The organism is Terrirubrum flagellatum, from assembly GCF_022059845.1.
GTDB classification, from domain to species: Bacteria; Pseudomonadota; Alphaproteobacteria; order Rhizobiales; family Beijerinckiaceae; genus Terrirubrum; species Terrirubrum flagellatum.
Genome location: NZ_CP091851.1, coordinates 686,580 through 710,951, shown reverse-complemented (window position 1 = coordinate 710,951; position 24,372 = coordinate 686,580). Strand labels below are relative to the sequence as shown.

Below are 24,372 nucleotides of genomic sequence, written 5' to 3'. Positions count from 1 at the left end.
AATCTAACGTAAGGGAATATGGTAAAAATGCGCGGATCGTCCGGGTTTATCGCCGGACGCCGCGCTGTTTGAAAGGAAGAGTAAAGGGTTCGCTAACGAACGCTCGGGTCAGAGGCGGACCGAGAGCGCAAGCGGCGTCGCAGACGCATTCTTGCCGCGCGGGCTGATGCCTGGCCCATAGACGGAAAGCTGGCGGTTTCCCGACATTTCCTCCTGAACGCCGCGCACCAGCGTCTCGGCGACGGATTTGACCGTCGCCAGCACGGCCTGGTTGAGCCTGAGCTTGAGCGCAAACTCGCTGTGGCGGACCTTCAGCGTCTCAACCCCGTCGGGCGCAAAGCGCGCCAGGATGATCGCGTTCGCCTTCACGGTTTCGAGAAGCCGCATATAGGCGCCAGCGCGCGCCTGCTTCGCGTCGGTGAGATCGAGCGCGTCCCGGATGCGGCCGGCCTGCATCAATCCCGTTTCTTCCGACAAGGTCTCTTCGATGCCGCCAAGCGCGTCGATGACCTCGTCGAGCAGCGTCTCGGCCTCGGCTGCGGTCGCGACGCGGCGTTGCGAGGGCGCGGTCAGAACAGGATTCATGATTGGGTTCCCTGTGTCGCCGAGGCGCCAGCCTGAATCTGCACGAGCTGGTCATAGACCGTGGAGGCGAGGCCGACGCCGCCCGATTTGGTAAGCGACTGGGCGTGCGACTTCGCGAGCATGGAGCGCCAGACATCGCCGCCTGTCCCGCCCGATCCGAGCGGACCATCTTCGCCCAGCGAACTGAACATGCGGTCGACCATGGTCTCCAGATACATCTGCTCGAAATCGGTGGCAGTCTTCTTGAGCTTCGTGTCGGTCGCGGCGTCGAGGCCGTTCGCGCCCGCCGGCGCGGCGAGCTTCGACGCCAGCTTCGAACCCGATTTGCCATAGGCGGACAGCGCGATCGGCAGCGTCGCGGTCGAGACGGAGGAGGAAATCTTCGTCATCAGATCAGCTCGATTTCGGCTTGCAGGGCGCCGGACGCCTTGATGGCCTGGAGGATGGAGATCAGATCGCGCGGACCGACGCCGAGGGCGTTCAGGCCGTCGACCAGTTCTTTCAGCGTCACGCCGTCGCGCACCACCGCGACCTTGTTGCCGCCCTGCGTGTCGACGCGGACGTCGGAGCGCGGGACCACGGTCGTTTCGCCGCGGGAGAGCGGAGCGGGCTGCGAAACAACAGGCGATTCCGAGATCGAGACGGTCAGGTTGCCTTGCGCGATCGCCACCTGCGACACCCGCACATCCTTGCCCATGACAATGACGCCGGAGCGCTCGTCGATGACGATCTTGGCGACATTGTCGGGCTCGACGCGGAGCTGCTCGACCTCGGTCAGGAGCCTGATCATGTTGCCCTGATAACGGCCCGGCACCTGGATCATCACAGTCGAGGGATCGAGCGGTTCGGCCGCCGGCGCGCCCATGAAGTCGTTGACGGCGGCGGCGATGCGGCGCGCGGTCGTGAGGTCGGGGTTGCGCAGCGCGAGCCGCAGATTCTTGGCGGCGGCGAGCTTGAACTCGATCTCGCGCTCGACGAGCGCGCCATTGGCGATGCGGCCGACCGTCGGAACGCCGCGCGTCACCGAGGCGGCGTCGCCGCTGGCGGTGAAGCCGCCGATCGCAAGCGACCCTTGCCCCACCGCATAGACCTGGCCGTCGGCGCCGAGCAGCGGCGTGGCGAGGAGCGTTCCGCCCTGCAGGCTCTTGGCGTCGCCGAGCGAGGACACCGTCACGTCGATGCGGGTGCCCTGGGTCGAGAAGGGCGGCAGGTTGGCGGTCACGATCACGGCCGCCATGTTCGCTGTCCGCATGGTCGCGCCGCGGGTGTTGACGCCGAGCCGCTCAAGCATCGCGGTCGCCGACTGCTTGGTGAAGGGCGCGTTGTTGAGCGTGTCGCCGGTGCCGTTGAGACCAACGACCATGCCGTAACCGACGAGCTGGTTCTGACGTACGCCCTCGATGGCGGCGAGATCCTTGATCCGCGACAGCGCAAAGGCGGGCCCTGCGGTCGCGGCGGCGATCGCGAGGGCGGCGAAGGCGGTCAGGAAACGGAACGGACGCATCAGAACCTCAGGAATCCGATTCCCCTCTGCGAGGCGCGTGCCATTCCAGGCGCATTGTAATCATTTGAAATATCTGCGCTTTGACAAATTGCGCGCGCTGCCGGGCAGCGTCGACCGCACCTATCCTGCCCCTGCCCGGCAAGATTTGCCGCTCGATTTACCCCCCGTTAACCAGTCGCGCCCACAACTGGCTCGTCACGGCGATGAAGGAGGCGGCCCATGCGTGTTGAACCGCGCTCCCCGGTTGCGGCAGGCGCCGTCAACCGGACCCGCGCCGCCGCTGGTTCGCGCTTTTCCCTCGACGCTGAAAAGACTGGCTCCGCCTCTTCCACGACGGCGACCGGCAGCATGATCGGGCTCGACGCCGTGCTTGCCCTGCAGGCGGATGTCGAGGATGCGCCGCAGCGTCGCCGCAAGGCCGCAGCCAAACGCGGCCACGACATTCTCGACGCCCTCGAACAGCTCAAGATCGCGCTCCTGACCGGCCGCGTGTCCGCCGACCAGATCGCCCGGCTGAAACGCGAGATCGCGCTCGCGGGCGGCAAGTCCGGCGATCCGCAACTCGACGATCTGATCGCCCATATCGAGCTCCGGGCCGAGGTCGAACTCGCCAAGCTCGCTCGCTAGACCGCCGGACCGTCGCACGAACGACATCCGATTCGGCTAGGCGCGAAGTCCGGGCGACCGGTCCCGCCGGGTTACCTTGTTGATATCTGGCAGGGAATTTGCTGCGGCGGCTGCGTTGTCGAGGCCTCGGCGTTTGGATATAGACGCGCCACGGCCGCCGCGGGTTTCAAGGTTGCCCGCGGCCAGGGAGGTTGGACGCGAACATGCCCAGCAAATCGAGCTCAAAATCGAAAGCAGGCGCTGCGAAAAGCAAGACAAAGGGCAAGCCGAAAAGGCAGCCGACGAAGTCGTCGCCGCGCGCCAAAAGCGCGGTCCAGAAGGTCGAGCGCGTGGTCGACGCGCCGATCAAGGCCAAGGCAAGCGCAAGGACCAAGATGGCATTACAGCCAGACTCCGACTACCGTCCTTTAGAATCCGAACCCTTTATGAATGACCGGCAGCGGGACTATTTCCGCCGCAAATTGATCGCGTGGCGCGAGGAGATCATCCGCGAAAGCCGCGAGACCCTCACCGTCCTTCAGACCGAGAAGGAAAACCACCCTGATCTGACCGATCGCGCCTCTTTCGAGACCGACCGGGCGGTTGAGCTGAGGGCCCGCGATCGGCAGCGCAAGCTGATCGCCAAGATCAACTCCGCCATCGCCCGGATTGAGGACGGCTCCTACGGCTATTGCGAGGAAACGGGCGAACCGATCTCGCTCAAGCGGCTGGAAGCCAGACCAATCGCGACCCTGTCGATCGAGGCGCAGGAGCGCCACGAGCGAAACGAAAAGGTCTATCGGGACGACTGAAACCAACCGGCCGCGCTAGATCACGCCGCGCTTTGATTGAAACAATCAAAGCGCGGCGTGATCGATTCCAAGGGTTGAGAGCATGGCTTTCGCAAAGCGAACGCTTGCGTTCGTCTCGAAAAAACCGGTTTCCATTTTTTCGCGCCATGCTCTAGCGAATGGCTGACCCCATTCTGTTCGGCGCGGCTTATAGCGTCTACACGCGCATCGCCCGACTCGCGCTGATCGAGAAGGGCGTCTCCTGTCGATTTGAAGAAGTCGATATTTTCGCCGCCGGCGGCCCTCCATCAGACTATTTGCGGCGCCATCCCTTCGGGAAAATTCCCGCGCTCGGTCATGACGGCTTCGATCTCTACGAGACCGCAGCGATCACGCGCTATGTCGACGAAGCCTTCTCCGGTCCGTCGCTCCAGCCGAAAGAGCCGCGCATTCGCGCACGAATGGCGCAACTGATCGGCGTTCTCGACGCCTATGGCTATCGCGCGATGGTGTGGGACATTTTCGTCGAGCGCGCTCGCAAGCCGCAACGCGGCGAACTTCCTGATGAAGCGAAGATCGCCGCCGCCGTGGAGCGGACCGAGCGATGCTTCGACGCGATTGAAGCGATCATGCGCGACGCGCCATGGCTCGCAGGCGAAGAGTCTCTCACTCTGGCCGACCTGCATGCGGCGCCGATGATCGCTTGCCTGCGCGTCGCGCCCGAAGGCGCAGCCTGCCTCTCCCGCCATCCGCGTCTATACGAATGGTGGGAGCGCATCTCGTCGCGCGCTTCCATGCAGGCGACGCCTTCACCGATGTTTGACGACGCGACGGCTGCGCTGCGCACTTAGGCGTTCGCCCTTGCCTAAAGAAAAACCCCGCCCGGGAGTGGGCGGGGTTCTTTGCGCGCAGGATCAGGTGGGGAGCGCGATCCTGCGCGCCGGGACCGGCGTCGTCCTGCGACGGCGCCAGATTTCTTGGACTAGAAGGGCAGCAGAATATCCATCACCTGCTGGCCGTAACGCGGCTGCTGCACATCGGTGATCTGGCCGCGTCCGCCATAGGCGATGCGCGCCTCGGCGATCTTCTGACTGTCGATCGTGTTTTCGGTGTCGATGTCCTCGGGTCGGATGACGCCGGCGACGACCATTTCGCGAATTTCGAAATTGACGCGGATTTCCTGCTTGCCCTCGATCACGAGATTGCCGTTCGGCAGCACCTGCGTGACCACGGCCGCGACATTGGTGACCAGTTCTTCCTGACGCCTGATCTTGCCGGTGCCCGCGGAGTTGTTCGCGGAGTCCGTATCGACCAGCGCCGAGGCCGTGCTGCCCGGCAATATCTTGCTGATCGTCGTCTCCAGTCCGAACAGACCCTTCATGCCCATCGTGTCGCTGTTGGTGCGCGTGCGCGTCGTGGCGTTATCGAGGTTCGCCTTGTCGCTGACCTTGACCTTGACGGTGACGATGTCGCCGACCTGTTGCGCGCGCTGATCCTTGAAGAAGGCGCGCGAACCCGAGCGCCAGAGCGAATTGCCCTGGAAGGTCGCCGGCGCCGGCTGCGGCATCGGCATCCGCACCGGCTTGTAGCCGGGTTGCGCCGTCGGGTCCTGGATCGCGGAAAGCGCCGGCTGCGAGCCGACATTCGCCAGCCGATCGATGGCGCTGCAAGCGCCAAGCGACAGCATTACGACAGCGAGCGCTCCAACGCGCAACATGCTGTTCGTCTGCCGCGGCGTCTTCAGAATGGTCATCGCCCTATCCATCTCCGTCATTGCGCAGCCGCAGTACGCGCCGTCAGCGCAGCCGCGCCGGGATCGACGCGCACCGTTCCGGCGCCCGTGACGATTCCCTGCACCACGCGCTTCGAGTTGAGATTCTGCACGCCGACGAGATCGCCGAGCGAACCCTGATCGACCGCCTTCCCCTTGAGCGTGAGCTGGAGCGCGCCGGAATCGAGCGTCATAGTCACCGGCGCGCCACGATCGACCAGCAGCGGCTTCACGAGATCGCGGTCGCGCAGCACAATGCCCGAGCGTAGCGCCGAACGCGCGACGCGCCCCGCGACAAGAGACGGCGTCAGCGGCGTCTCATCGCCGAACGTATCGCGATCGCGCCGCTCGATGCTGATATCCTCGGCCCGAACGACATCGCCGCGCTGCACGGCGCGCGTGAGAATGGGAACAGCGAGCGTTTCGACATAATAGCCGGAGACGCGCGCAGCGACGGCGCCGCGGGTCTGCGGCGTCACGAGACTCGCGCTGAAGCGCCGGTTTCTCGTATCGATCACGAGATCGGTGACGGAGGGATTGTCCTTGCCGTTCGCGGCGAGCGACAGCTTCACATAGGGCTGGTCGAGCGTGAGCGAGATGTCGCCGGGATCGATCGAAGTGCGCGCCGCGATCGCCAGCGCCAGCGCCGCATCGATATCTTCGCGCGTGGCCGCGCGACCGGTCCGCATCACCTTGATCTGCGCGACTCCGTTCGTTTCGACGAAGGCGAGGCCTGCGTCTCGCGCCGCAGCGACGAAGCGCATCGTCTGGATCGTGCCGGTCTGCCCCGGCGCGGGCGCCTGGAACATCGGCGCGCTGCAAAGCCGCCCGCATTTTTCCACGAGATCGCCGAGCGTGACGATATCGCCATCGACGATCGCTTCGCGGCGCATGACCGGCGTCGATGCAGACGCGTCGCCCGCAGCCGGCTGTTGCGCGTCGGCGGACGACGCCGCAACGAATGCTGCGGTGAAGAAAACCGCAAGCCCAACCGTCTTGAGCGAGACGGAGCCGATATAGGACACGCGACGCCTCCTCAACTGCGGAACATCTGCGTGGTCGTCGACAGCATCGCGTCGGCGGCCGTGACGACCTTGGAGTTCATCTCGTAGGCGCGCTGCGCTGCGATCAGCGAACTGATCTCCGTCACCGCATTCACGTTCGAGGCTTCGAGAAAACCCTGCTGCAGACTGCCGAATCCTTCGCCCGTCGGCGTTCCGTCGATCGGCTGGCCGGAGGCCGCCGTCTCGATGAACAGGTTGTCTCCGATCGAATCGAGACCAGCCTTGTTGATGAAGCGCGAGAGCTGGACTGTGCCGAGCGTCTGCAGCGCCGTCTGCCCGGTCACGCCGACCTGCACCACGCCGGCTGCGCTGATCGTCACTGACGTCGCGTTGGTCGGAACCGTGACGCCCGGCTCCAGAACATAGCCGTCATGGGTGACGATCTGTCCCGTGGAATCGAGTTCGAAACTGCCGTCGCGCGTATAGGCGGCGCTACCGTCGGGCATGCGGATCTTGAACATGCCCTCGCCGCGAATGGCGAGATCGTAATCCTTGCCGCTGGAGCTGATCGTGCCCTGAGACATGTTGCGGGCGGTGGTCGCCAGCTTCACGCCGGAGCCGATCTGGATGCCGGCGGGCACGATGGTATTCTGCGTCGAGGTCGACGAGCCCGTGCGACGCAGGTTCTGATAGAGCAAATCCTGGAACTGCGCCCGCTGCAGCTTGTAGCCGGTGGTCTGCTGGTTCGCGATATTGTTCGAGATGACCTGCACGGTGAGTTCCTGTGCGGCCATGCCGGTGGCGGCGGTGTAGATCGCGCGCATCATCGGGGCTTCTCCCTATCAGCTCGGCATGTCGGCGAGTTTCTGGATCGCCGAACCGCGCAGCTCGTCCGTGCGCTGGATCATGTTGGTGATATTCTGGTAGGCGCGCGTCACTTCCATGAGGCGGCTCATCGCCAGGATCGGCTTGACGTTGGAGCGCTCGACCGAACCGGCCGAGACCTTTACATCCTTGCCGACAGGCCGTGACGGCGCCGTCGACGAAAAGAGATTGTCGCCTTCGCTCGTCAGCAGTCGCGAATTGTCGAAGCTGACGAGCTTGATCTGTCCTCTCGGCCCCTGCTTCGTGTTGATGACGCCATCGGCGCCGATTTCGATGTCGCCGTCCTGCGGCGAGAAGGTGATGACGCCGCCATCGCCGACAACCTTGAAGCCGGAGGCATTCACGAGTTCGCCGGCGGAGTTCAGCGTGAAAGCGCCGTCGCGCGTGTAGCGCTCGCCCGCCGGCGTCTGGACCGTGAAGAAGGCGTCGCCCTGGATCGCGAGATCGAGCGGATTGCCGGTGCGTTCGATCGCGCCCTGCGTCACGTCGAGGCCCACGCCGCCATCGAGCACGTAGGAAAGCCGCTGTCCCGCGCCCGGAAATGAATCCGCCTTCGCGACCGGCATCAGATACTCCTCGAAGCGCTGGCTGCGCGCCTTGAATCCGTTCGTGTTCACGTTCGCCACATTGTTGGCGATCACGTCAGCCTCGCGGGCGAGCGCCATCTGGCGCGACAGCCCGATGAGAAGCGCATTTTCCATCTGCGGCTCCCGTCGATTGGTCCCTGCCCGCTTCGCGGCGCTCCCCAGCGCGTTCGGCGTGCCAATCATGGATCGCAACCACCGTGCCATCGGGCCAAATTGGTAAAAATTGATGGTTATCAGCCATTTACCTCAATCGATAAAATCTGTTGCATCGGGCTGATCGCGCCTGGTGGCAGATTCAACCCGGCAGATTTTGCCGGGCTTAACAGGCCGTTAACCATCTCACGTCCAATGTCCCCTCACGAGCGGCGAGAAGCGCCGCGATCCCTGGGCGACAGCCATGGCTGAAGAGAAGAGCGCTGACGACGCCGGCGAAGAAGCCGCCGGCGCATCGAAGTCAAAGTCGAAGCTGATCATGATGGCGGCGGCCGCGCTGATCGTGCTGGGCGGCGGAGGCGGCGCCGGCTGGTGGTTCTTCATCAAGAAGAAGGCGGACGCGCATGCGCAAGACGCTGCGCATATGCCGAAGAAGCAGATCGCCTTCGTCGAACTCAAGGACATGATGATCAATCTGTCGCAGACGCAAGGGTCGGAGCGGCAGAACTATCTCAAGCTCAAGATCGCGCTCGAAGTCGCTGATCCCAAGATCGTGCCGGAAATCCAGCCGCTGGTGCCGCGCATTGAGGATACGTTCCAGGTCTATATGCGCGAATTGCGCGCGACCGAACTCGACGGCTCCTCCGCCGTGATCCGCCTCAAGGAAGAGCTTCTGAAGCGCGTCAACATCGCGGTCTATCCCGCAAAGGTCGACGCCATTCTCTTCAAGGAAATCCTGATGCAGTGACGCGCGGCCGCCTCACTCAGGCGGCCCGCTTCATTTCGTCGTCAAGCGCTGCGAGCCATGAGCGACACCAACGCCACCGACGCCCCCGCCCCGAGCGCGACTGACGCGAACAGCGAGGACGCCTGGTCGAATCTCGCCGGCGGCGCGCAGGGCGAGGACGACGCCGCAGTCGATCGCCTTCTCAATCAGGACGAGATCGATTCGCTTCTCGGCTTCTCGACCGATGAAGCCGCCGGCAAACGCCAGACCGGCGTCCGCGCCATCGTCGATTCCGCGCTCGTATCATACGAGCGTCTGCCGATGCTCGAGATCATCTTTGATCGTCTCGTGCGCCTGCTCACCTCCTCGCTGCGCAACTTCTTCTCGGACACTGTCGAAGTCACGCTCGACAATATCTCGTCGGTGCGTTTCGGCGACTACATCAACTCGATCCCGTTGCCTTCGATCCTGCTCGTGTTCCGCGCGCAGGAATGGGACAATTACGGGCTGCTGTCGGTCGACTCCAACCTCGCCTATGGCGTGCTCGACGTGCTGCTTGGCGGACGCCGCGGCCCGACCGTCGTCAGGCTCGACGGCCGTCCCTACACCTCGATCGAGATGAATCTGGTTCGGCGCCTGCTGGAGCTGGTGCTTTCAGAGGCGGAGTCGGCGTTCCTTCCCCTGTCGCCGGTGAAGTTCACTACCGATCGCCTCGAAACCAATCCGCGCTTCGCCTCGATCTCGCGCCCCGCGAATGCGGCGATCCTCATCGAACTCAAGATCGATCTCGAAGGCCGCGGCGGCCGCATCGAGATGCTGCTGCCCTACGCGACGATCGAGCCCATTCGCGATCTGCTGCTGCAGAGCTTCATGGGTGAGAAATTCGGCCGCGACCCGACCTGGGAAGGCCATCTCGCCAATGAAATCTGGCAGGCGCAGGCGACAGTCGACGTGATCCTGCACGAGACGAAGTTGCCGATCCGCCGCATGAACAATCTCCAGGTCGGCGAGACCCTGGTGTTCGACGCCGCGCAGGACGACAACGTCATCATTCGCTGCGGCGATTTCAATCTCACCGAGGGGCGCATCGGTCGCGTCGGCGAACATATCGCCGTGCAGGTCGTGCGGCCGCTGCGCCGATCGCGCACCACCCTTGAGTCCTTTGAAAGCCAGCATCCCGGACAACGGAAAGGGTCGACGCCATGAGCAGCGGCATGTCGCTTGCGATCGACACATTGGTGGCGCTGCTGCTGGCGGCGACGATCTTCTACTGCATCATCCTCGAGCGCCGCCTGAAGCAGTTGCGCGCCGACGAGCAGATCATGCGGCGAACGATCGTCGATCTCGCCGGCGCGACGGAAAGCGCCGAACGTTCGATCGGCGCGCTGAAGCAGACCGTGGCGCAAGCCGACGCTTCGCTCGCCACGCGTCTTGAATCCGCCGAGCGCTTCGCAGCCGATCTCGCCATGAATGTGAAGGCTGGCGAAGACATCATCGATCGCGTCCGCCAGATCGTCGAAACTTCGCGTCGCGCGGCCGCCGCCGCAGCGACCGCAGCTCAGGCCCCGCAGCCAGCATCGGCGCCGGCAAACGAATCGTCGCTTAACGGCGCGCGTCTCTCCAACACGCGGCTCGCGGCGACTGCGATCGCCGCTGAGCGCCTGATCGAACGGGCGCGGGCGCGTCAGCGTGGCGAAGCCGCGTGAAAGGCTTCCGGATCTTTCCCGCCGTGGCAGGCGCCGCCGCCTGCCTTTTGGCGTTGAAAGGTCTGGCGCTTGTCCGCGAGGCGACGACCGAGCCGCCTCAAGTTCTGTTGCCCGGCGAGGTGCCGTCGTTCGGCCGCGCCATCGCGCGCGCCCGGCAAGGCTATATTCCGCCCGATCCCGATATCACCGGATCGGCGCCGCCAAAGAAAAAGGAAGAAGAGAAAAAACCCGAGCCGGCGCAGCCGCCGGCGCCGCCCGCCGGCAAGCCCGTCAATCTCGACACGCCGAATTCGTCGAACGCCGAGCGGGCGATCCTCGAACGGCTTGGGCAGCGCCGCGAGGAAATCGAAGGCCGCGCGCGCGAGATGGATACCCGCGAGCAATTGCTGCGCGCCGCCGAGCAGAAGCTCGACACGCGGGTGAACGACCTGAAGCAGCTCGAAGAGAAAATGCAGTCCGCGCCGGAAAATCGCGACCAGTCGCAGACGCAGGCGTTGAAGAATCTGGTGACCATGTATGAAACCATGAAGCCGAAGGAAGCCGCGCGCGTGTTCGAGCGGCTCGATCACAAGGTTCTGATCCCGGTGGTGCAGAAGATGAATCCGCGCAAGATGGCGGAAGTGCTCGCGGCCATGTCGCCGGAATCGGCGGAGAAGCTGACGGTCGCGCTCGCGACGCGGAACGACGCTCCCGAATCTGCTCTGGGAAGCGCGAACGAATTGCCACGGCTCGATGTCGCGCCGCGCCCTGCGCCCGCTTCGCCGAGACAATAGCGTTCAAGACCAGTAACATGTTGACAGAGTCGACCTCAATCCACGCGACAAGGAGACCGAAATGGCGCTGAAAGTCGAACTGAAGCCCCACGAGCGTGTGATCATCGGCAAGGCGCTGATCCGCAATGGCGACGCGCGCTCGCGTTTGTTCATCGAAGGCGCGGCGCCGATCCTGCGCGAGAAGGACATCCTGACGGCGCAGACCGCGGATACGCCTGCCAGGCGCATCTATCTCGCGACGCAGCTCATGTATCTCGATGGCGAGACCGACAGCCATCACAATGTCTATTTCGATCTCGTCCGTGAATTCCTGCAGGCGGCGCCGAGCGCGCTTCCGATCATCGCCGAAATCAACAGCAGGATTCTGGCGGGCGATCTCTACAAGGCGTTGCGCAGCGCGCGCCAGCTTGTCGCCTATGAGCAGGAGCTGCTTGCGCGCGTGACTGAGTCCGGCGCCAAGCCGAGCGCCGGAACGTCGAGCTCGGAAGCGGCTTAAGCCGCTTCCCTGGAGCAGCGTGCGGAAAAGTGGAACCCGGTTTTCCGCAAGAACGCTGCGACAAAAAGCAATAGAGCGGCGGGCGATCCGATTTGAATGCGCGCCGCTCTGGTTCGCGACGCGCTCGGGCGAAGCGTCAGGACAGAAATTTCGTCAGCGACAGACCGGAAAGCGTAGCCGTCGTCGAATAGGTTGCTTCGAGCCTGGTTTGCAGCGCAAGGATCGAGGCCGTGACCTCCTGATCATCGGTGTTCTGGATCTTGTCGAGCGACGCCTGGATGACGTTCTTCGTCGCCGTCAGACGATCCTTCGCCGTGTTGATCGACGAATTCGAGTTCGCAAGCTCCATCTGCACCGACTTCACCGACTGCATGTTGTTCGGGAAGGACAATCCGTTGCCGACCCTTTGCGTGAGCGCTGCGTAGCGCTCCTGGCCGTTCGGATCGGAAGGCGCAACGTCGGTGAGCGACAGCGCCGCCAGCATCGCAAAGGATTGCTGGAAGGCGGCTTCATTGGCGCGCGCGCCGGTGTTCACAGTCAGCGCGTCGCCAACTTTCGCCGTCGCGGTGGAGCGGGCGTTTGGAAATGACGTCGTGTCGTCGTCGCCCTGATACCAGATCACCGTGTTGGCGCTCGTGCCGGCGACGAGGCCCGTCGCGCTTGCGGCCGGCGACGGCACGCGCTGCGGCGGAGACGAATTCGATCCCGCAAAAAAGGCCTGCGACGCAACGATGGAAGACGACGCCTTGAGGCTCGTTTCCGCCTGCTTCTGCACGGCCGTCTGAAGCGCGGTCTGGAAATTCGCCGCGGTCGCCGCGGGCGTTGCGCCGATCAGGAAGCCGTTGGTCGGAACCGGTGTCGATTGCGCCGCCTTCAACGTCACATCCTGCGTGCTGCCGTCAGGCAAGGTCAGCGTGACCGTGACCGTGTCGGCGTCGTTCGGCTGGCCTGTGAAATTGATCGTCGTCGTCTGCTGCGCGCCGGCCGGTCCACTGGTCGCGATATTCGCTGACGTGGTGGAGACGCCGGAGATGGTGAAGCCGAACGGGCCCGTATTGGTGGCGTCGCGTTGCAGCGTCACCGTCGAGCCTGAAATGCTTGGCGCCTCGAGCCGGCCAAGACCGCCGGTTCCGAGATCAGCCGCCTGGCGCTCGGCGATCATCTGCTTTACGCCCGCCTTGCCTGCGGTTCCATTCATGATCGCGTCATAGCCGAGAACGGGCTTCGTATCGGAGCTGCGGCCCGAGAAGAGATACTGCCCGCTGATGTCGGTGTTCATCAGATCGATCATCATCTTGATCTGATCGTCCGCTGACACCTGCGCGATCGGCCGCCCGGAAGCATCCGGCTCGTAGCTGCCGGCGGTCGCCGCCGTCTGCGCGCTCTGGATCGTCGAGCTGAAATTATTGAGCGCCGTATCCATCATCGAGAGCCGGAAGCTGCTGCTCTGAATGACATTGGAATAGCCGTTCAACGTGCTGAGTTTGGCGTTGTAGTTCAGGCTCGCGAAACGGTCCTGCCCCAGACCGCCATAGGTCAGCGACTTCTGGCCGGTCGAAAGCTGGCGCTGAAGGTCGGTGAGCGAATTGCGCAAATCCTTCATCAGGCCGGCCGAGAAGGAGGCGTAGGATGTGGCGGAGAAGGGAGCAGACACCATGACGCAACCTCACGCTCTAAATCTGCAGCAACAGGTCAAGCATCTCCTTGGCCGCCGTGAACACGCGCGCATTCGCGGCGTAGGCGTTCTGGAGCTGCGTGAGCTGCGCCATTTCAGAATCGATATTTACGCTCGCATCCTCGGCGTAGCGCGACTGGACGGCGGAGAGCGCGACATTCTGGCCAGTGTCGAGCTGCGTCGCAGCTTCTGACGCCGCGCCGCGATATTCCACCACGCGCTGGGTCAGCGCGGCGATCGTGCCGGAGAAAGGCGATCCCGTCCCGCCAAGGCCCGTCGTCGTCGCGACGGTGCGCGTCGCCGACGTCAGCCGGTCGAGCATGAGCTGCGCGCGCGTCGTGTCGCCCGAGGGCGTCAGAGGCGACGTCTGATAGACGACGAGCTTCGACGCATCGGCGGCGATCGCGGGATTGACCGCGATGCGCGCGGCGAAACCGAGCGTCTTCGAGCCGCCATCATAGCTGCCGGTGAAGACGGACTGGTTGCCGAGGTCATAAAACAGCGGAACTTCGGCGCCCGATCCCGTCAGCGCCGTGTTGGTGATTTCGGCGCCGGCGCTCTTCATCACCGTCGTCAAGCCGTTGTCGAGAACCCTGAGCGTCGAGCCTGTGTTCGAAAAACTCAGATTGGGATTGAGCGCCGTGTTCAACTGGCTCGCGATGCTGGCGACGCCGCCGGCGAAGCTCATGCCGATCACCTGATCGGCGCTGCCGTCATTGGCGAGAGGAAGCTGGCTCGCATCCTCGACGCGGATGACCTTGACGGTCTTCGTCGCTCCGGTGCTGTCGGTATAGGAGAAGCTCAACGCATTGCCGCTCGCGGGCAGCGTCGAGAGATCGATGTCGTAGCCCGTCTGCGACCCAGATGTGACCGCCGTCGTGGTCGCCTGCCGGTTCGACAGGGAAAGCGACATGTTGGCGGCGATCGCATCGAGCTGGTCCTGCGCCTGCACGAGCGTCTTGTCGCGCATTTCGATCAGGCCGGCGAGCGAACCGGAGCGGATGGAGCCATTCGCGATCAGATCGATCGATGAGCCGGAGCCGTCCGAGAGAGTAATTGTCCCCACGCCGCGCTGCGTCGGATCGGTCGAATAGAGCGCCTGCGGCCCGATCGTGCTGCGCTCGTCGAACGACAGCTTCATCGCCTGCGTGCCGTTGAACAAAGTCGTGCCGTTCGCAGTCGCGACCGTGACGCTGCCGTTTTCGCCCTGCGTCACCTTGACGTCCATATATTTGGACAATTCGTCGATGGCCGCGTCGCGCTGGTCCAGCAGCGCTGCGGATGTATTGCCGCTCGCGACCACCTGCGCGTTGACGCTGGCGATTTCTCCAAGGAGATCGTTGACACGATCGACCGTGGTGCCGATCGCCGACTCCGCCTGCTTGCGCAAGCCCTGCACGTCGCTCGACGCGGTGTTCAGCGTCGAAGCGAGCGCATTGGCCGCCGAAAGAACGGCGCTGCGATTGGTGGCGGAGGACGGATCCGCCGTCAGCGTCTGCAGCGACTGTGTGAACTTGTTGAAGATCGTGTCGAGCGAATTATCGCCGCCGGGCGAACCGAAAATCTGGTCGAGCGCTTTCTGATACTGCGCCGCGACGCCGGTATAGCCGGCGCTGCCGGTCTCCTGCCGCAATTGTCGCTGCACCAACGTATCGAGCGCCCGCGTGATCCCGACGGTCCGCGCGCCAACGGTCCTGTCGCCGGCCACCGATTGCGTCTGCACATACTGACGACGCGTGAAGCCGACCGAATTCGCATTCGCAATGTTCTGCGAAACGACCTCGACGGCGCCTTGCGAGACGCGCAGGCCCGAGGTCGCCGCATTGAAGACCGCGCCGATACCCATGGCGGACCTCGCTGGTTAGAACGCCTGACTCACCGGATAATGTTGATCGTGTCCTGCAGCATCTGCTGCGCGGTCGAAATCACGCGCGTATTGGCGCTGTAGGCCTGTTGCGTCACGATCATCTTGGAGAATTCGTCCGCGATGTCGGTGTTCGACGCTTCGAGCGAACCGCCGACCAGCGTGGCGCCGCCGAGGCCCAGCGTCGGCTGGCCGGATTCGAGCGTCTGCTCGAAGGCGCCGCCTTCACGCCGCTTCAGCGCGTCGTCGGCCTGGAACTGCACGACCGCGATTTGCGCCAGAGGCGCAACCTGGCCGTTGGAGTAAGTGCCAGAGATGCGGCCGTCGGCGCCGACGGCGACGCTCAGCAGCTCGCCGGCGGAATAGCCATTCTGGGTCACCGAGCTGTTGGTGATCTGGCCGTTGGCGTCGGAGAACTGCGTCAGCGTCGGGAAGGTGAAATCGACGCCCGTCACCGTCACGCCATCAACCGTGACGTTCGAATTGACGGTTGTCGGCGAGGTCATTTGGCCGCTCGACGCGAAGGTGAAATTGGTGCCGAGCCGCGTCCACTGAACCGCCGAACCTGTCGCTGTCGAATTCGATTGATAGAAGAGCTGCCAGGTCGCTTCGGTGCTGCCGAACGCGGGATTCGAAGTGGTGTAGGCGGGATCAGACACCTTGGCCCAGCGCATCTGCACGTTCACCGGCGCGCCGATATCGTTGTAGATCGTCATTGAGCCGGCCGCGAGGCTCTGATTGAGGAACGTGTCGTCGTCGGAAGCGATCACGGTTCCCGTCGCCACGGGATCGGTGGTGTAGGTCGAGGGCTGGATCAGTTCGGACGTCGCGCCGCCATTGGTCTTCTGATAGTTCGTCTGAGGCAGGCTCGGCAGGTTGCCGCTATAGAGCACTTCACTCGTCTGCCGCGCCGACAATTGCGAGGAAGGAATTTTGATCAGGTCGGTCGAGGCTGTGACCGTCGTGCCGGTCTGCGGATCGATCGTCGCGCCGCGCAGATAATATCCGCTGCCATTGACGAGATAACCGTTCTTGTCGAGCGCGAAGTCGCCGCGCCGCGTATAGAATTGATTGTTCGAGAAGACCGGCGTGTCGCCATTGGTGCCGGTGCGCTCGCCGACGACGAAGTAGCCTTGGCCGTTAAGCGCGATGTTGGTCGGGATGCCCGTGGTCTGCACGTCGCCCTGCACGGTGTTGGTGGCGCGCGAGAAGGACAGCGTCGAGCCGGCGACGCTCTGGTTGCGCGGCGCGTCCGTCACGAGATCAAGGAATCCGGTGTCGACGCGCTTGAATCCCGTCGTCTGCGAGTTCGCGATGTTGCCCGAGATGTTTTCCAGCGCGTAGGACTGCGCCTGCAGCCCCGACACCGCCGTGATCATCGCACCGAAAACGCCCATACTACAGCCCTCTGGCGGCGCGGAACCGATTTCCGCGGCATGCTCCGGGGCTTGTTTCGCAATCGCTATGCCAGCAACATCGGCGAATTATTTCAATATGTTATTCTGCGCCTGATTTGGCGGAGGCGGCAGATTCGTCGTGGATTCATACGTGGGGTCGGCAGGAATTGCCGACTTCCTCCCCGTTTTATGGCGCGTCCTCGCCGCCCAGCATCTTCGGCGTGAGGAAGCGATCGAGACGGCCTTCACCTGGCGCGACGGCCGCCCAATCCTCGATGTCGAAGTCGATCACGGCAAACGCGCAGGTCGGAAAATGCGCCTGCATGCGCGAGAAGGCGTAGCGATCGCCATGCCCGGTCAACATGCGCGCCGCATCATGAAATCCGGGATTGTGACCGACGCAGATGATGGTGCGGGCCGTCGAGTTCGCGCCCTGAACCAGCGCGATGATGAGATCAGCCGCGGCGGCGAACAGGCGCGGCTCATCGCGCTGCGCGACATTTTCCGGGAAGGCCTCTTTGACGAGAGACCATGTTTCCTGCGCGCGTCGCGCCGTCGAGACGATCGCGAGATCAGGGGTGATCAACTCTTCCGCGAGATAGCGCCCGATCAGCGGCGCCTGATCGCGTCCCCGCGCCGCAAGCGGCCGGTCATGGTCGGGCGTGTTTTGCGGCCAGTCGGATTTGGCGTGGCGAAGCAGGATGAGGCGGCGCATCGCTGCAATTTAAGCGAATCCGGCGCAGACACAAACCTGCCGGCAGCGCCTGTTTCAACGCCGCAGGGCCTGTCATCCCGCGATCAGTTGCGCTTGCGGCTCCGGACGCGCGCCGGCGCGCGAGCGGCGTCAGCGGCGATCTGCACCAGCAGGAAACACCAGATCAGGGGAACGACGCAGGCGAAGATGATGAGCCTGAGCCAGGGCCATTCGATGTGAGTCAGATCCGACAGCATGGGATCACTCTCCTTCAAGAGGCCCATGCAGCCTGTCACAATTGTTTCAAATTTATTCCAATGCTTCGTGGCAAAGGCCGCGAAAGAAATTCATATCTCATTAAGCATGCGCTTCAGCGCCCGCCTTCGCGCCGCGCGAGAAAGGCCAGCCGCTCGAAGAGATGGACGTCCTGCTCGTTCTTGAGCAACGCGCCATGCAGCGGCGGAATGAGCTTGCGCGTGTCGCGCTCGCGCAGAGTCTCCGCGCCGATATCCTCGACCATCAGCAGCTTCAGCCAGTCGAGCAATTCAGAGGTGGAAGGCTTCTTCTTCAGGCCCGGCGCCTCGCGCACCTGGAAGAACAGCTTGAGCGCTTCCTCGACAAGCTTCTTCTTGATGCCGGGGAAATGCACATCGATGATCTTCGACATCGTCTCGGCGTCGGGAAACTTGATGTAGTGGAAGAAGCAACGACGCAAAAATGCGTCCGGCAGCTCCTTCTCGTTGTTCGAGGTGATGACGACGATCGGGCGTTGCCTTGCCTTGATCGTCTCGCCGGTCTCGTAGACGTAGAACTCCATGCGATCGATCTCGAGCAGGAGATCGTTCGGGAATTCGATGTCGGCCTTGTCGATCTCATCGATCAGAAGAACGGGACGCGCTTCGGCGGCGAAGGCGTCCCACAATTTTCCGCGCCTGATATAGTTGCGGATGTCGGAGACGCGGGGATCGCCGAGCTGGCTGTCGCGCAGGCGGCTCACCGCATCATATTCGTAGAGGCCCTGTTGCGCCTTGGTCGTCGACTTGATGTGCCAGGTGAGCAGCGGCGCCTTCACCGCCTTGGCGATTTCCTCCGCAAGCACCGTCTTTCCGGTTCCGGGCTCGCCTTTCACCAGCAGCGGGCGTTCGAGCGTGATCGCCGCATTGACGGCGACGTTGAGGTCTTCGGTCGCAACGTAAGACGAAGTGCCTGAAAAGCGCATTGAAAGCCCGATCGGAGGAATTCGATCTTCGTTCTAGGGGGCGAGGGACCGGACCGCAACGGTTCGGCTCGCCGCAAGCGGGAACTGCTCGCGGGTGCGCGGACGCACTGAGCGGCGGCGAGCTTCGGAGCAGGGTCGCGTTCGGGGGCAAGATCATCCGTCGGGAGCTCGCGTCATGCGCGGAACCGCCATCGCCTTTCTCGTTCTCGCCAGCCTGGCGCCGGCGCGCGCGCAAGGCGTTCCCGCCGGCGGCGAAATGACCTTCGCGCGAGTTGATGCTCCGAACCTCTGCCGCAACTGCGACGTCGTGCAGGCGAATGGCGGCATCGGCCCCGATACGCTGACGAAATTCAATGACTTCGTCGCGCGCGAGAAGATCGGCGGCAAGCCGTTCTACTTCATCATCGATTCCGGCGGCGGCAAGGTTTCAACCGGCTGGGCGCTGGGTCGCCGGCTACGCGCGATGCAAGCGTCCGTCATCGCCGGGAAGGTCGCGGAGCGGCCCGATGGCGCGATCGAGATACGTCCGGGCGCATGCATCTCCATGTGTAATTCGGTGCTCGCCGCCGGCGTGGAGCGGCGCATCTCACCCGGCACGGTCTTCGGCGTGCATCAGTTTTCGCCGACATCAGAAGGTTTCAGAAATCTCGACAACGCCGTCACCGTCCGCGACATGCGCGGCCAGTTGAAGACGGTCTCGGAATGGCTCGCCTATGCGCGTGAAATGAGCATCGACCAGCGCCTCGTCGAGGCGCAGCTCAACGTGCCCTTCGAGAAGGTCGATTTCATTCCGCATGAGACGCTCGCCGAATGGCGCGTGGTGACCGCGCCGGCCTCGACGCTGCCGAAGCTTCTGCGCAATCCGCGCGCCGCGACCGAAACCGTGGCCTCGCAGCCGCAAGCTACTCCCGCCCCTGCGCGCCCGGCCGCTGCAACGACCGCCGCGCTGCCGATCGACCGGCGCTGGAGCCCGCCGCGCCCGTCGGGCGAATGGCGCGAATCGATTCTCGTCAGCGACGCCGATTTCCTGCGCGTCGCCGTCGCCTGCGCGCCGCAGGGCCGCTACGGCATGCAGATCACGTTGCGCGGCATGCCGGAAGCGCGGCAGAAAGCGCTGGCGCAGCAGATCATCGCGGCGGGCGGCTTTGATCTGGTGGAGCGGCCGGTCGACATCTCGCAGATCGCGATCGGCTTCGGCTCCTCCTTCTGGATCCGCGCCTCGCTTAATCCCGACCAGATCGGACGCATCGTCGCGAGCGCCGGCCAGTTCACATTCGCGCCGCAGTCTCAGGCCGCCGCGACAGGCAAGCGCGACGTGTTGAAGGTGGAGACCACGGGTTTCGCCGACAATGTCGCGCCGATGCTCGCCGCCTGCAGCGAAAAGCAAGAGTTGCAGAAGAGCGCGCAGCAGACGCGCTGATCCCTCTGCGCTAAAAGCGGAAGGATTTTCATCGACGCGAAGAGGCTTTGCCGCCATCTTCGCCTCATGTCCGGAATCTCAGAAGCCATCGCGGTCAAGGAAGCCGTCGTCATTCTCGCGACTGCGGGCGTCGTCGTTCCGCTGATCGCACGCCTCAACGTCAACCCCGTGCTCGGCTATCTCCTCGCCGGCGTCGTCTTCGGCCCCGACGCGCTCGGCGCGCTGGCCTCGAAATGGAGCCTTCTCGAACCCTTCGCGGTGACAAGCCGCGAACGCATCGCCGGCGTCGCTGAATTCGGTATCGTGGTTCTGATGTTCATGATCGGGCTCGAACTCTCGTTCGAGCGCATGACGACCATGCGTCGCCTCGTCTTCGGACTCGGCGCGCTTCAGGTCGCGGCGACCGCGACCGCGCTCGCCGTCGCGGCGATCCTCTGGGGATTGCCGATCCGCCCCGCGGCGATCATCGGCGCGGCGCTCGCGCTGTCCTCGACCGCGATCGTCATCGAGGTGCTGGCGAAATCGAAAAGGCTGCGTTCCACCGCCGGCCGCGCCAGCTTCGCCGTGCTCCTCTTTCAGGACATCGCCGTCATCCCGATTCTGTTCGTGATCGGCGTGCTCTCCGGCGATCAGTCCAATCTCGCTGGCGGGCTGGGGCTTGCCGTAGCGAAAGTCGCGATCGCAATCGTCGTCATCATCGGCGTCGGGCGTCTCGCGCTCAGGCCGCTGTTCCGGCTCGTGGTCGAGCAGAAATCGACCGACATGTTCATGGCCGCCTGCCTGCTCGTTATTGCGGCGACGGCGCAGGTCAGCGCCATGGCGGGATTGTCGATGGCGCTTGGCGCCTTCATCGCCGGGCTGCTGCTGGCGGAGACTGAATATCGCCGCGAGATCGAGGTGACGATCGAGCCGTTCCGCGGGCTTCTGCTCGGCGTGTTCTTCTTTTTCGTCGGCATGAGCATCGATCTCGGCGAAGTGCTGCGCCGTCCGCATGTGATCGTCGCGCTGACGCTTGGCATGATGCTGATCAAGGCGGCTCTGCTCTACTTGCTCGCGCGGCTCTACCGCATCGGCGTTCGCGCCTCGCTCGAAACCAGCCTGCTGCTCGCGGCCGGCGGCGAATTCGCCTTCGTCGTTCTCGCCGCCGCCGGCGAGAATGGCGCGATGCCTGCTGACATGGCGTCGATCGGTCTCGCCGTCGCGTCTCTCTCTATGGCGACGACGCCGCTGCTCGCTCTCATCGGCGCGAAGCTCAATCCACGCGCGCGCGCCGAAGCCGCGCCCGCGGCCGATTTCGAGCCGCCGCCGGAAGACGACGTCTCGCGCGTGCTGCTGCTTGGCTATGGCCGCGCCGGCCAGCTCATCGGCTCGATGCTCGATGAGTTCAAGATTCCCTTCAACGCGATCGACGAGGATCTGGCCCGCGTCGCCGCCAAGCGCGAGGCCGGCCGGCGCATCTATTACGGCGATGCGACGCGGCCGGAATTTCTGCGCCGCTGCGGCATCGCGCGGGCGCGCGCCGTGGTGATCTCGCTCAATCCGCAGAAGCCGGTGGAGCGCATCGTCGCCGCCGTGCGCGCAGAGAGATCGGACATTCTCATCATCGCCCGCGCCCGCGATATGGCGCACGCCCGCGCGCTGCATGCGCAGGGCGTCGACGAAGCCGTGCCCGAGACCTTCGAAGCGAGCTTGCAGCTTTCGGAAGCGCTGCTCGTTGGCCTCGGCGCGCCGATGGGGCTCGTGCTGGCGCAGGTGCATGAGGTCCGCGACCGCAACAGGGCGGAGATCAACAAGATCGAGCCCGCCGGCCGCGCCGACGCGCGCAGCAAGCTCAGGGCGCGCATGGCGCGCATCCAGGAGAAGAACCAGGAAAAGGGACAGGCCCGCGCCGCCGGCGGACAGGGCGAATAAGCAGGCGAATAAGCCGGGAAATCTGCGCCGCCTCGCCTGCGCGCCTCTTGCACATTAAGAACATTTCATGAACAATTAAGGTGGCCGCCGGGGATTTGAGGGCCAGCATCTCGTCATCACTGGAGAACCATCGATGAGACATTCCCGACTTGCCTATTCCCGACTTGGCTATTCCCGACTTGCCTTCACAGCCGCCATGCTCGCCGTGTCCACCGCCCTCGCCTACGCGCAAACAGGACCGCAGGGGCCGGGGCGCGGCCCCGACCAGCAGCGCGAGCCGCTGCGCTTCAGCGCCGAGGACGACGCCGCCTTCACCAACGCCCGCATCGCGGCGCTGAAGGCCGGCCTGCAATTGACGCCCGAACAGGAAAAGAACTGGCCGGCGGTCGAGACGGCGCTGCGCGAAAACGCGAAGCAGCGCGTTGCGCGCATCCAGCAGTTCCGCAGCCAGCGCGACGCCATGCGCCAGAGCCGGCAGGATTTCGATCCCGCGACAAGGCTTCGCCGCGCCGCCGAGGTGATGAGCGCCCGCGCCGCCGAGATGAATCGGCTCGCCGACGCCGTCGATCCGCTGGCGAAATCGCTCGACGAATCGCAGAAGCGCCGGCTCGCCGCGCTGATGCGCGGCGGCGGCGAAGCGCGCTGGTCGAACGGCGCCGGAAACGGCTCCTGGCGTCAACGTTGAGAAGCCGAAGGGCGCCTGATTAGAGACGCCTTGCTTTTCCAGATGGTCATGGCCGGGCTCGTCCCGGCCATCCACGTCTTAAATTGACGAAGCCAGCAAGACGTGGATGCCCGCGACAAGCGCGGGCATGACGCGCTCCCAGCCAGCGAACCTTCTACGCCGCCATCGCCGGCCGGCTGCGGCCGGCGATGAAGCGCTCCTCCTGCGTGCGCCCGCCGAAGCCCCAGTTGGCGGCCGGTACTTCATCCACGACGATGTAGCTCGCCTCATGCAGCGGGCCGACGGTCGCGCCGACGCGCGCATGGACAGCATCGATATAGGCCGCGATCTCCTCCTTGGTGTTGGTCCCCGCCGTCACCTTGATGTCGAGGAAGAAGGTCGCGAGCCCATGCGAACTCAGCGGCTTGCGGCCGATCAGCCAATGATCGCCGGACGCCTCCTCGACCAGGATCGAGGTCACCTCCGGCCGCTTCCGCAGGATCGACTGCGTGAATTCGGCGAGCGCGGCGACGATCTTGAACCGCGCGTCGGGCTCGCCCTTGGGGTTGGTGTAGCGGGCTGTCAGGATGGGCATTGCGGCCTCCAGTGAGTGGGTTGGCCGAAAGTTATCTGTTCCAGCTTGGAAATTAAGACAGAGGAAAAGCAATTTATTATTTCCATATCAGCATAAATTGAGAGGCCGCGCTTCCCCGCCTTGACCTGCTCCCGCCTCCGGCGAAACTCGCCCCATGTTCACGAGCTTCTTCCTCGATCTCAAGAAGGCCGGCGTGCCGGTCACGCTGCGCGAATATCTCACGCTGATGGAGGCGATGGACGCCGACCTCGCGGAAAAGAAGGTCGAGGATTTCTACTATCTCTCCCGCGCCGCTCTGGTGAAGGACGAGCGCAATCTCGACAAGTTCGACCGGGTCTTCGGCCAGGCCTTCAAGGGTCTGGAGACGCTCGGCGACGCGATCGCCAAAGCCGAAATCCCGGAGGAATGGCTGCGCAAGCTCGCGGAGAAATATCTTAGCGACGAGGAGAAAGCCCAAATCGAGGCGATGGGCTGGGACAAGCTCTGGGAGACGCTGAAGAAGCGCATGGAGGAGCAGAAGGGCCGCCATCAGGGCGGCAACAAATGGATCGGCACCGCAGGCACGTCGCCCTATGGCGCCTATGGCTACAATCCCGAAGGCGTCCGCATCGGCCAGGACGGCAACCGCAATTTCCGCGCGGTGAAGGTGTGGGACAAGCGCGAATTCAAGGATCTCGACGACACCGTCGAGCTTGGCACGCGCAACATCAAGATCGCGCTGCGCCGCCTGCGCAAATTCGCGCGCACGGGCGCGGCCGACGAGCTCGATCTCGACAACACGATCAAATCAACGGCGGAGCATGGCTGGCTCGACGTGCAGATGCGGCCCGAGCGCCGCAACGCCGTCAAGGTGCTGCTCTTCTTCGATATCGGCGGCTCGATGGACTGGCACATCAGGCAGGTCGAGGAATTGTTCTCGGCCGCGAAGGCCGAGTTCAAGCACATGGAGTATTTCTACTTCCACAACTGCCTCTACGAGCATGTCTGGAAGAACAATCGCCGCCGCTTCGACGAGAAGACCGAAACCTGGGACGTGATCCGCACCTATCCCGCGGATTATCGCGTCATTCTCGTCGGCGACGCGTCGATGAGCCCGTACGAGATCGTGCAGCCCGGCGGCTCCGTCGAGCACTGGAACGAGGAGCCGGGGCAAGCCTGGATTCAACGGCTCACCAGCCATTTCCATCACGTCGCCTGGTTGAACCCGGTGAAGCAGAGTCACTGGGGCTACACGCATTCCATCACTGTGATCCGGCAGTTGATGGCGGATCGCATGTATCCGCTGACGCTTGAGGGAATTGATGCGGCGATGCGAGAGTTGGTGAGGTAGGGGCGCGACGACGCC

26 protein-coding genes are annotated in these 24,372 nt (G+C 64.0%); 12 read left to right on the top strand and 14 right to left on the bottom strand.

Features of this window, described 5'->3' with window-relative positions:
* Positions 1–108: 108 nt before the first annotated feature.
* The 3 genes from L8F45_RS03625 to L8F45_RS03615 are packed head-to-tail and all read right to left on the bottom strand — an operon-like array spanning position 109 to position 2,089.
* Positions 109–585 (bottom strand): hypothetical protein, encoded by a 477-nt coding sequence (locus tag L8F45_RS03625; protein WP_342361524.1) that lies wholly within the window; start codon positions 583–585, stop codon positions 109–111.
* Complete coding sequence (locus L8F45_RS03620; RefSeq protein WP_342361523.1) at positions 582–974, bottom strand: rod-binding protein; 393 nt, start codon at positions 972–974, stop codon at positions 582–584. Before L8F45_RS03620 ends, L8F45_RS03625 begins: the two co-directional genes overlap by 4 nt.
* Positions 974–2,089 (bottom strand): flagellar basal body P-ring protein FlgI, encoded by a 1,116-nt coding sequence (locus tag L8F45_RS03615; RefSeq protein WP_342361522.1) that lies wholly within the window; start codon positions 2,087–2,089, stop codon positions 974–976. Before L8F45_RS03615 ends, L8F45_RS03620 begins: the two co-directional genes overlap by 1 nt.
* Positions 2,090–2,308: 219 nt before the next feature.
* Here L8F45_RS03615 and L8F45_RS03610 point away from each other — a divergent pair, with 219 nt between their 5' ends.
* From L8F45_RS03610 to L8F45_RS03600, 3 genes are all read left to right on the top strand, one after another.
* Positions 2,309–2,716, top strand: coding sequence for a flagellar assembly protein FliX (locus L8F45_RS03610; protein WP_342361521.1), 408 nt, complete (start codon positions 2,309–2,311; stop codon positions 2,714–2,716).
* A gap of 374 nt (positions 2,717–3,090) precedes the next feature.
* Entirely contained in the window at positions 3,091–3,507 is a 417-nt protein-coding gene (gene dksA, locus L8F45_RS03605) for an RNA polymerase-binding protein DksA (protein WP_342363355.1), read from the top strand.
* Positions 3,508–3,665: 158 nt separating this feature from the next.
* The gene (locus tag L8F45_RS03600; RefSeq protein ID WP_342361520.1) at positions 3,666–4,337 is read left to right on the top strand and encodes a glutathione S-transferase family protein; all 672 of its coding nucleotides are present in this window, start codon (positions 3,666–3,668) and stop codon (positions 4,335–4,337) included.
* Positions 4,338–4,468: 131 nt separating this feature from the next.
* Here the strand turns inward: L8F45_RS03600 and flgH are convergent, their stop codons facing one another.
* The 4 genes from flgH to flgF are packed head-to-tail and all read right to left on the bottom strand — an operon-like array spanning position 4,469 to position 7,847.
* Positions 4,469–5,203: a flagellar basal body L-ring protein FlgH gene (flgH, locus tag L8F45_RS03595; protein ID WP_425330007.1), complete on the bottom strand. Its 735-nt coding sequence runs from the start codon at positions 5,201–5,203 to the stop codon at positions 4,469–4,471.
* Between the two features lie 53 nt (positions 5,204–5,256).
* Positions 5,257–6,282, bottom strand: a complete 1,026-nt coding sequence (gene flgA, locus L8F45_RS03590) for a flagellar basal body P-ring formation chaperone FlgA (RefSeq protein WP_342361518.1) — start codon at positions 6,280–6,282, stop codon at positions 5,257–5,259.
* An 11-nt stretch (positions 6,283–6,293) separates the two neighbouring features.
* The gene (gene flgG, locus L8F45_RS03585) at positions 6,294–7,085 is read right to left on the bottom strand and encodes a flagellar basal-body rod protein FlgG (RefSeq protein ID WP_342363354.1); all 792 of its coding nucleotides are present in this window, start codon (positions 7,083–7,085) and stop codon (positions 6,294–6,296) included.
* Positions 7,086–7,103: 18 nt separating this feature from the next.
* Positions 7,104–7,847, bottom strand: a complete 744-nt coding sequence (flgF, locus tag L8F45_RS03580) for a flagellar basal-body rod protein FlgF (protein WP_342361517.1) — start codon at positions 7,845–7,847, stop codon at positions 7,104–7,106.
* Between the two features lie 283 nt (positions 7,848–8,130).
* Here flgF and fliL point away from each other — a divergent pair, with 283 nt between their 5' ends.
* The 5 genes from fliL (at position 8,131) to flbT (ending at position 11,588) form a co-directional block, all read left to right on the top strand.
* Entirely contained in the window at positions 8,131–8,634 is a 504-nt protein-coding gene (gene fliL / locus L8F45_RS03575; RefSeq protein WP_342361516.1) for a flagellar basal body-associated protein FliL, read from the top strand.
* A 57-nt stretch (positions 8,635–8,691) separates the two neighbouring features.
* Entirely contained in the window at positions 8,692–9,819 is a 1,128-nt protein-coding gene (fliM, locus tag L8F45_RS03570; RefSeq protein ID WP_342361515.1) for a flagellar motor switch protein FliM, read from the top strand.
* On the top strand, positions 9,816–10,319 hold the full coding sequence (locus L8F45_RS03565) for a DUF6468 domain-containing protein (protein ID WP_342361514.1): 504 nt from the start codon (positions 9,816–9,818) through the stop codon (positions 10,317–10,319). Before fliM ends, L8F45_RS03565 begins: the two co-directional genes overlap by 4 nt.
* The gene (locus tag L8F45_RS03560; RefSeq protein WP_342361513.1) at positions 10,316–11,092 is read left to right on the top strand and encodes a MotE family protein; all 777 of its coding nucleotides are present in this window, start codon (positions 10,316–10,318) and stop codon (positions 11,090–11,092) included. Before L8F45_RS03565 ends, L8F45_RS03560 begins: the two co-directional genes overlap by 4 nt.
* Positions 11,093–11,153: 61 nt before the next feature.
* Complete coding sequence (gene flbT, locus L8F45_RS03555) at positions 11,154–11,588, top strand: flagellar biosynthesis repressor FlbT (RefSeq protein WP_342361512.1); 435 nt, start codon at positions 11,154–11,156, stop codon at positions 11,586–11,588.
* Positions 11,589–11,724: 136 nt separating this feature from the next.
* Here flbT and L8F45_RS03550 read toward each other — a convergent pair whose 3' ends face one another.
* The 6 genes from L8F45_RS03550 to L8F45_RS03525 form a co-directional block, all read right to left on the bottom strand.
* Positions 11,725–13,245 (bottom strand): hypothetical protein, encoded by a 1,521-nt coding sequence (locus L8F45_RS03550; RefSeq protein WP_342361511.1) that lies wholly within the window; start codon positions 13,243–13,245, stop codon positions 11,725–11,727.
* A 16-nt stretch (positions 13,246–13,261) separates the two neighbouring features.
* Complete coding sequence (flgK, locus tag L8F45_RS03545) at positions 13,262–15,109, bottom strand: flagellar hook-associated protein FlgK (RefSeq protein ID WP_342361510.1); 1,848 nt, start codon at positions 15,107–15,109, stop codon at positions 13,262–13,264.
* 29 nt (positions 15,110–15,138) lie between these two features.
* Positions 15,139–16,524, bottom strand: coding sequence for a flagellar hook protein FlgE (locus L8F45_RS03540; RefSeq protein WP_342361509.1), 1,386 nt, complete (start codon positions 16,522–16,524; stop codon positions 15,139–15,141).
* 187 nt (positions 16,525–16,711) lie between these two features.
* Positions 16,712–17,239: a SixA phosphatase family protein gene (locus L8F45_RS03535; protein ID WP_342361508.1), complete on the bottom strand. Its 528-nt coding sequence runs from the start codon at positions 17,237–17,239 to the stop codon at positions 16,712–16,714.
* Positions 17,240–17,322: 83 nt separating this feature from the next.
* Positions 17,323–17,475, bottom strand: a complete 153-nt coding sequence (locus L8F45_RS03530; protein ID WP_342361507.1) for a hypothetical protein — start codon at positions 17,473–17,475, stop codon at positions 17,323–17,325.
* Between the two features lie 113 nt (positions 17,476–17,588).
* On the bottom strand, positions 17,589–18,437 hold the full coding sequence (locus tag L8F45_RS03525) for an AAA family ATPase (RefSeq protein ID WP_342361506.1): 849 nt from the start codon (positions 18,435–18,437) through the stop codon (positions 17,589–17,591).
* A gap of 175 nt (positions 18,438–18,612) precedes the next feature.
* On the opposite strand from L8F45_RS03525, the gene L8F45_RS03520 reads away from it, so the two are divergent.
* The 3 genes from L8F45_RS03520 to L8F45_RS03510 all read left to right on the top strand — a co-directional run bounded on the left by L8F45_RS03520 (position 18,613) and on the right by L8F45_RS03510 (position 22,453).
* Positions 18,613–19,857, top strand: coding sequence for a COG3904 family protein (locus tag L8F45_RS03520; protein WP_342361505.1), 1,245 nt, complete (start codon positions 18,613–18,615; stop codon positions 19,855–19,857).
* 66 nt (positions 19,858–19,923) lie between these two features.
* Complete coding sequence (locus L8F45_RS03515) at positions 19,924–21,768, top strand: cation:proton antiporter domain-containing protein (protein WP_342361504.1); 1,845 nt, start codon at positions 19,924–19,926, stop codon at positions 21,766–21,768.
* Between the two features lie 133 nt (positions 21,769–21,901).
* On the top strand, positions 21,902–22,453 hold the full coding sequence (locus L8F45_RS03510) for a Spy/CpxP family protein refolding chaperone (RefSeq protein ID WP_342361503.1): 552 nt from the start codon (positions 21,902–21,904) through the stop codon (positions 22,451–22,453).
* 154 nt (positions 22,454–22,607) lie between these two features.
* Here the strand turns inward: L8F45_RS03510 and L8F45_RS03505 are convergent, their stop codons facing one another.
* Positions 22,608–23,027, bottom strand: coding sequence for a tautomerase family protein (locus L8F45_RS03505; protein WP_342361502.1), 420 nt, complete (start codon positions 23,025–23,027; stop codon positions 22,608–22,610).
* Between the two features lie 154 nt (positions 23,028–23,181).
* Between L8F45_RS03505 and L8F45_RS03500 the strand changes: the two genes are divergently transcribed.
* Positions 23,182–24,357, top strand: a complete 1,176-nt coding sequence (locus L8F45_RS03500) for a vWA domain-containing protein (RefSeq protein ID WP_342361501.1) — start codon at positions 23,182–23,184, stop codon at positions 24,355–24,357.
* Positions 24,358–24,372 lie beyond the last annotated feature (15 nt).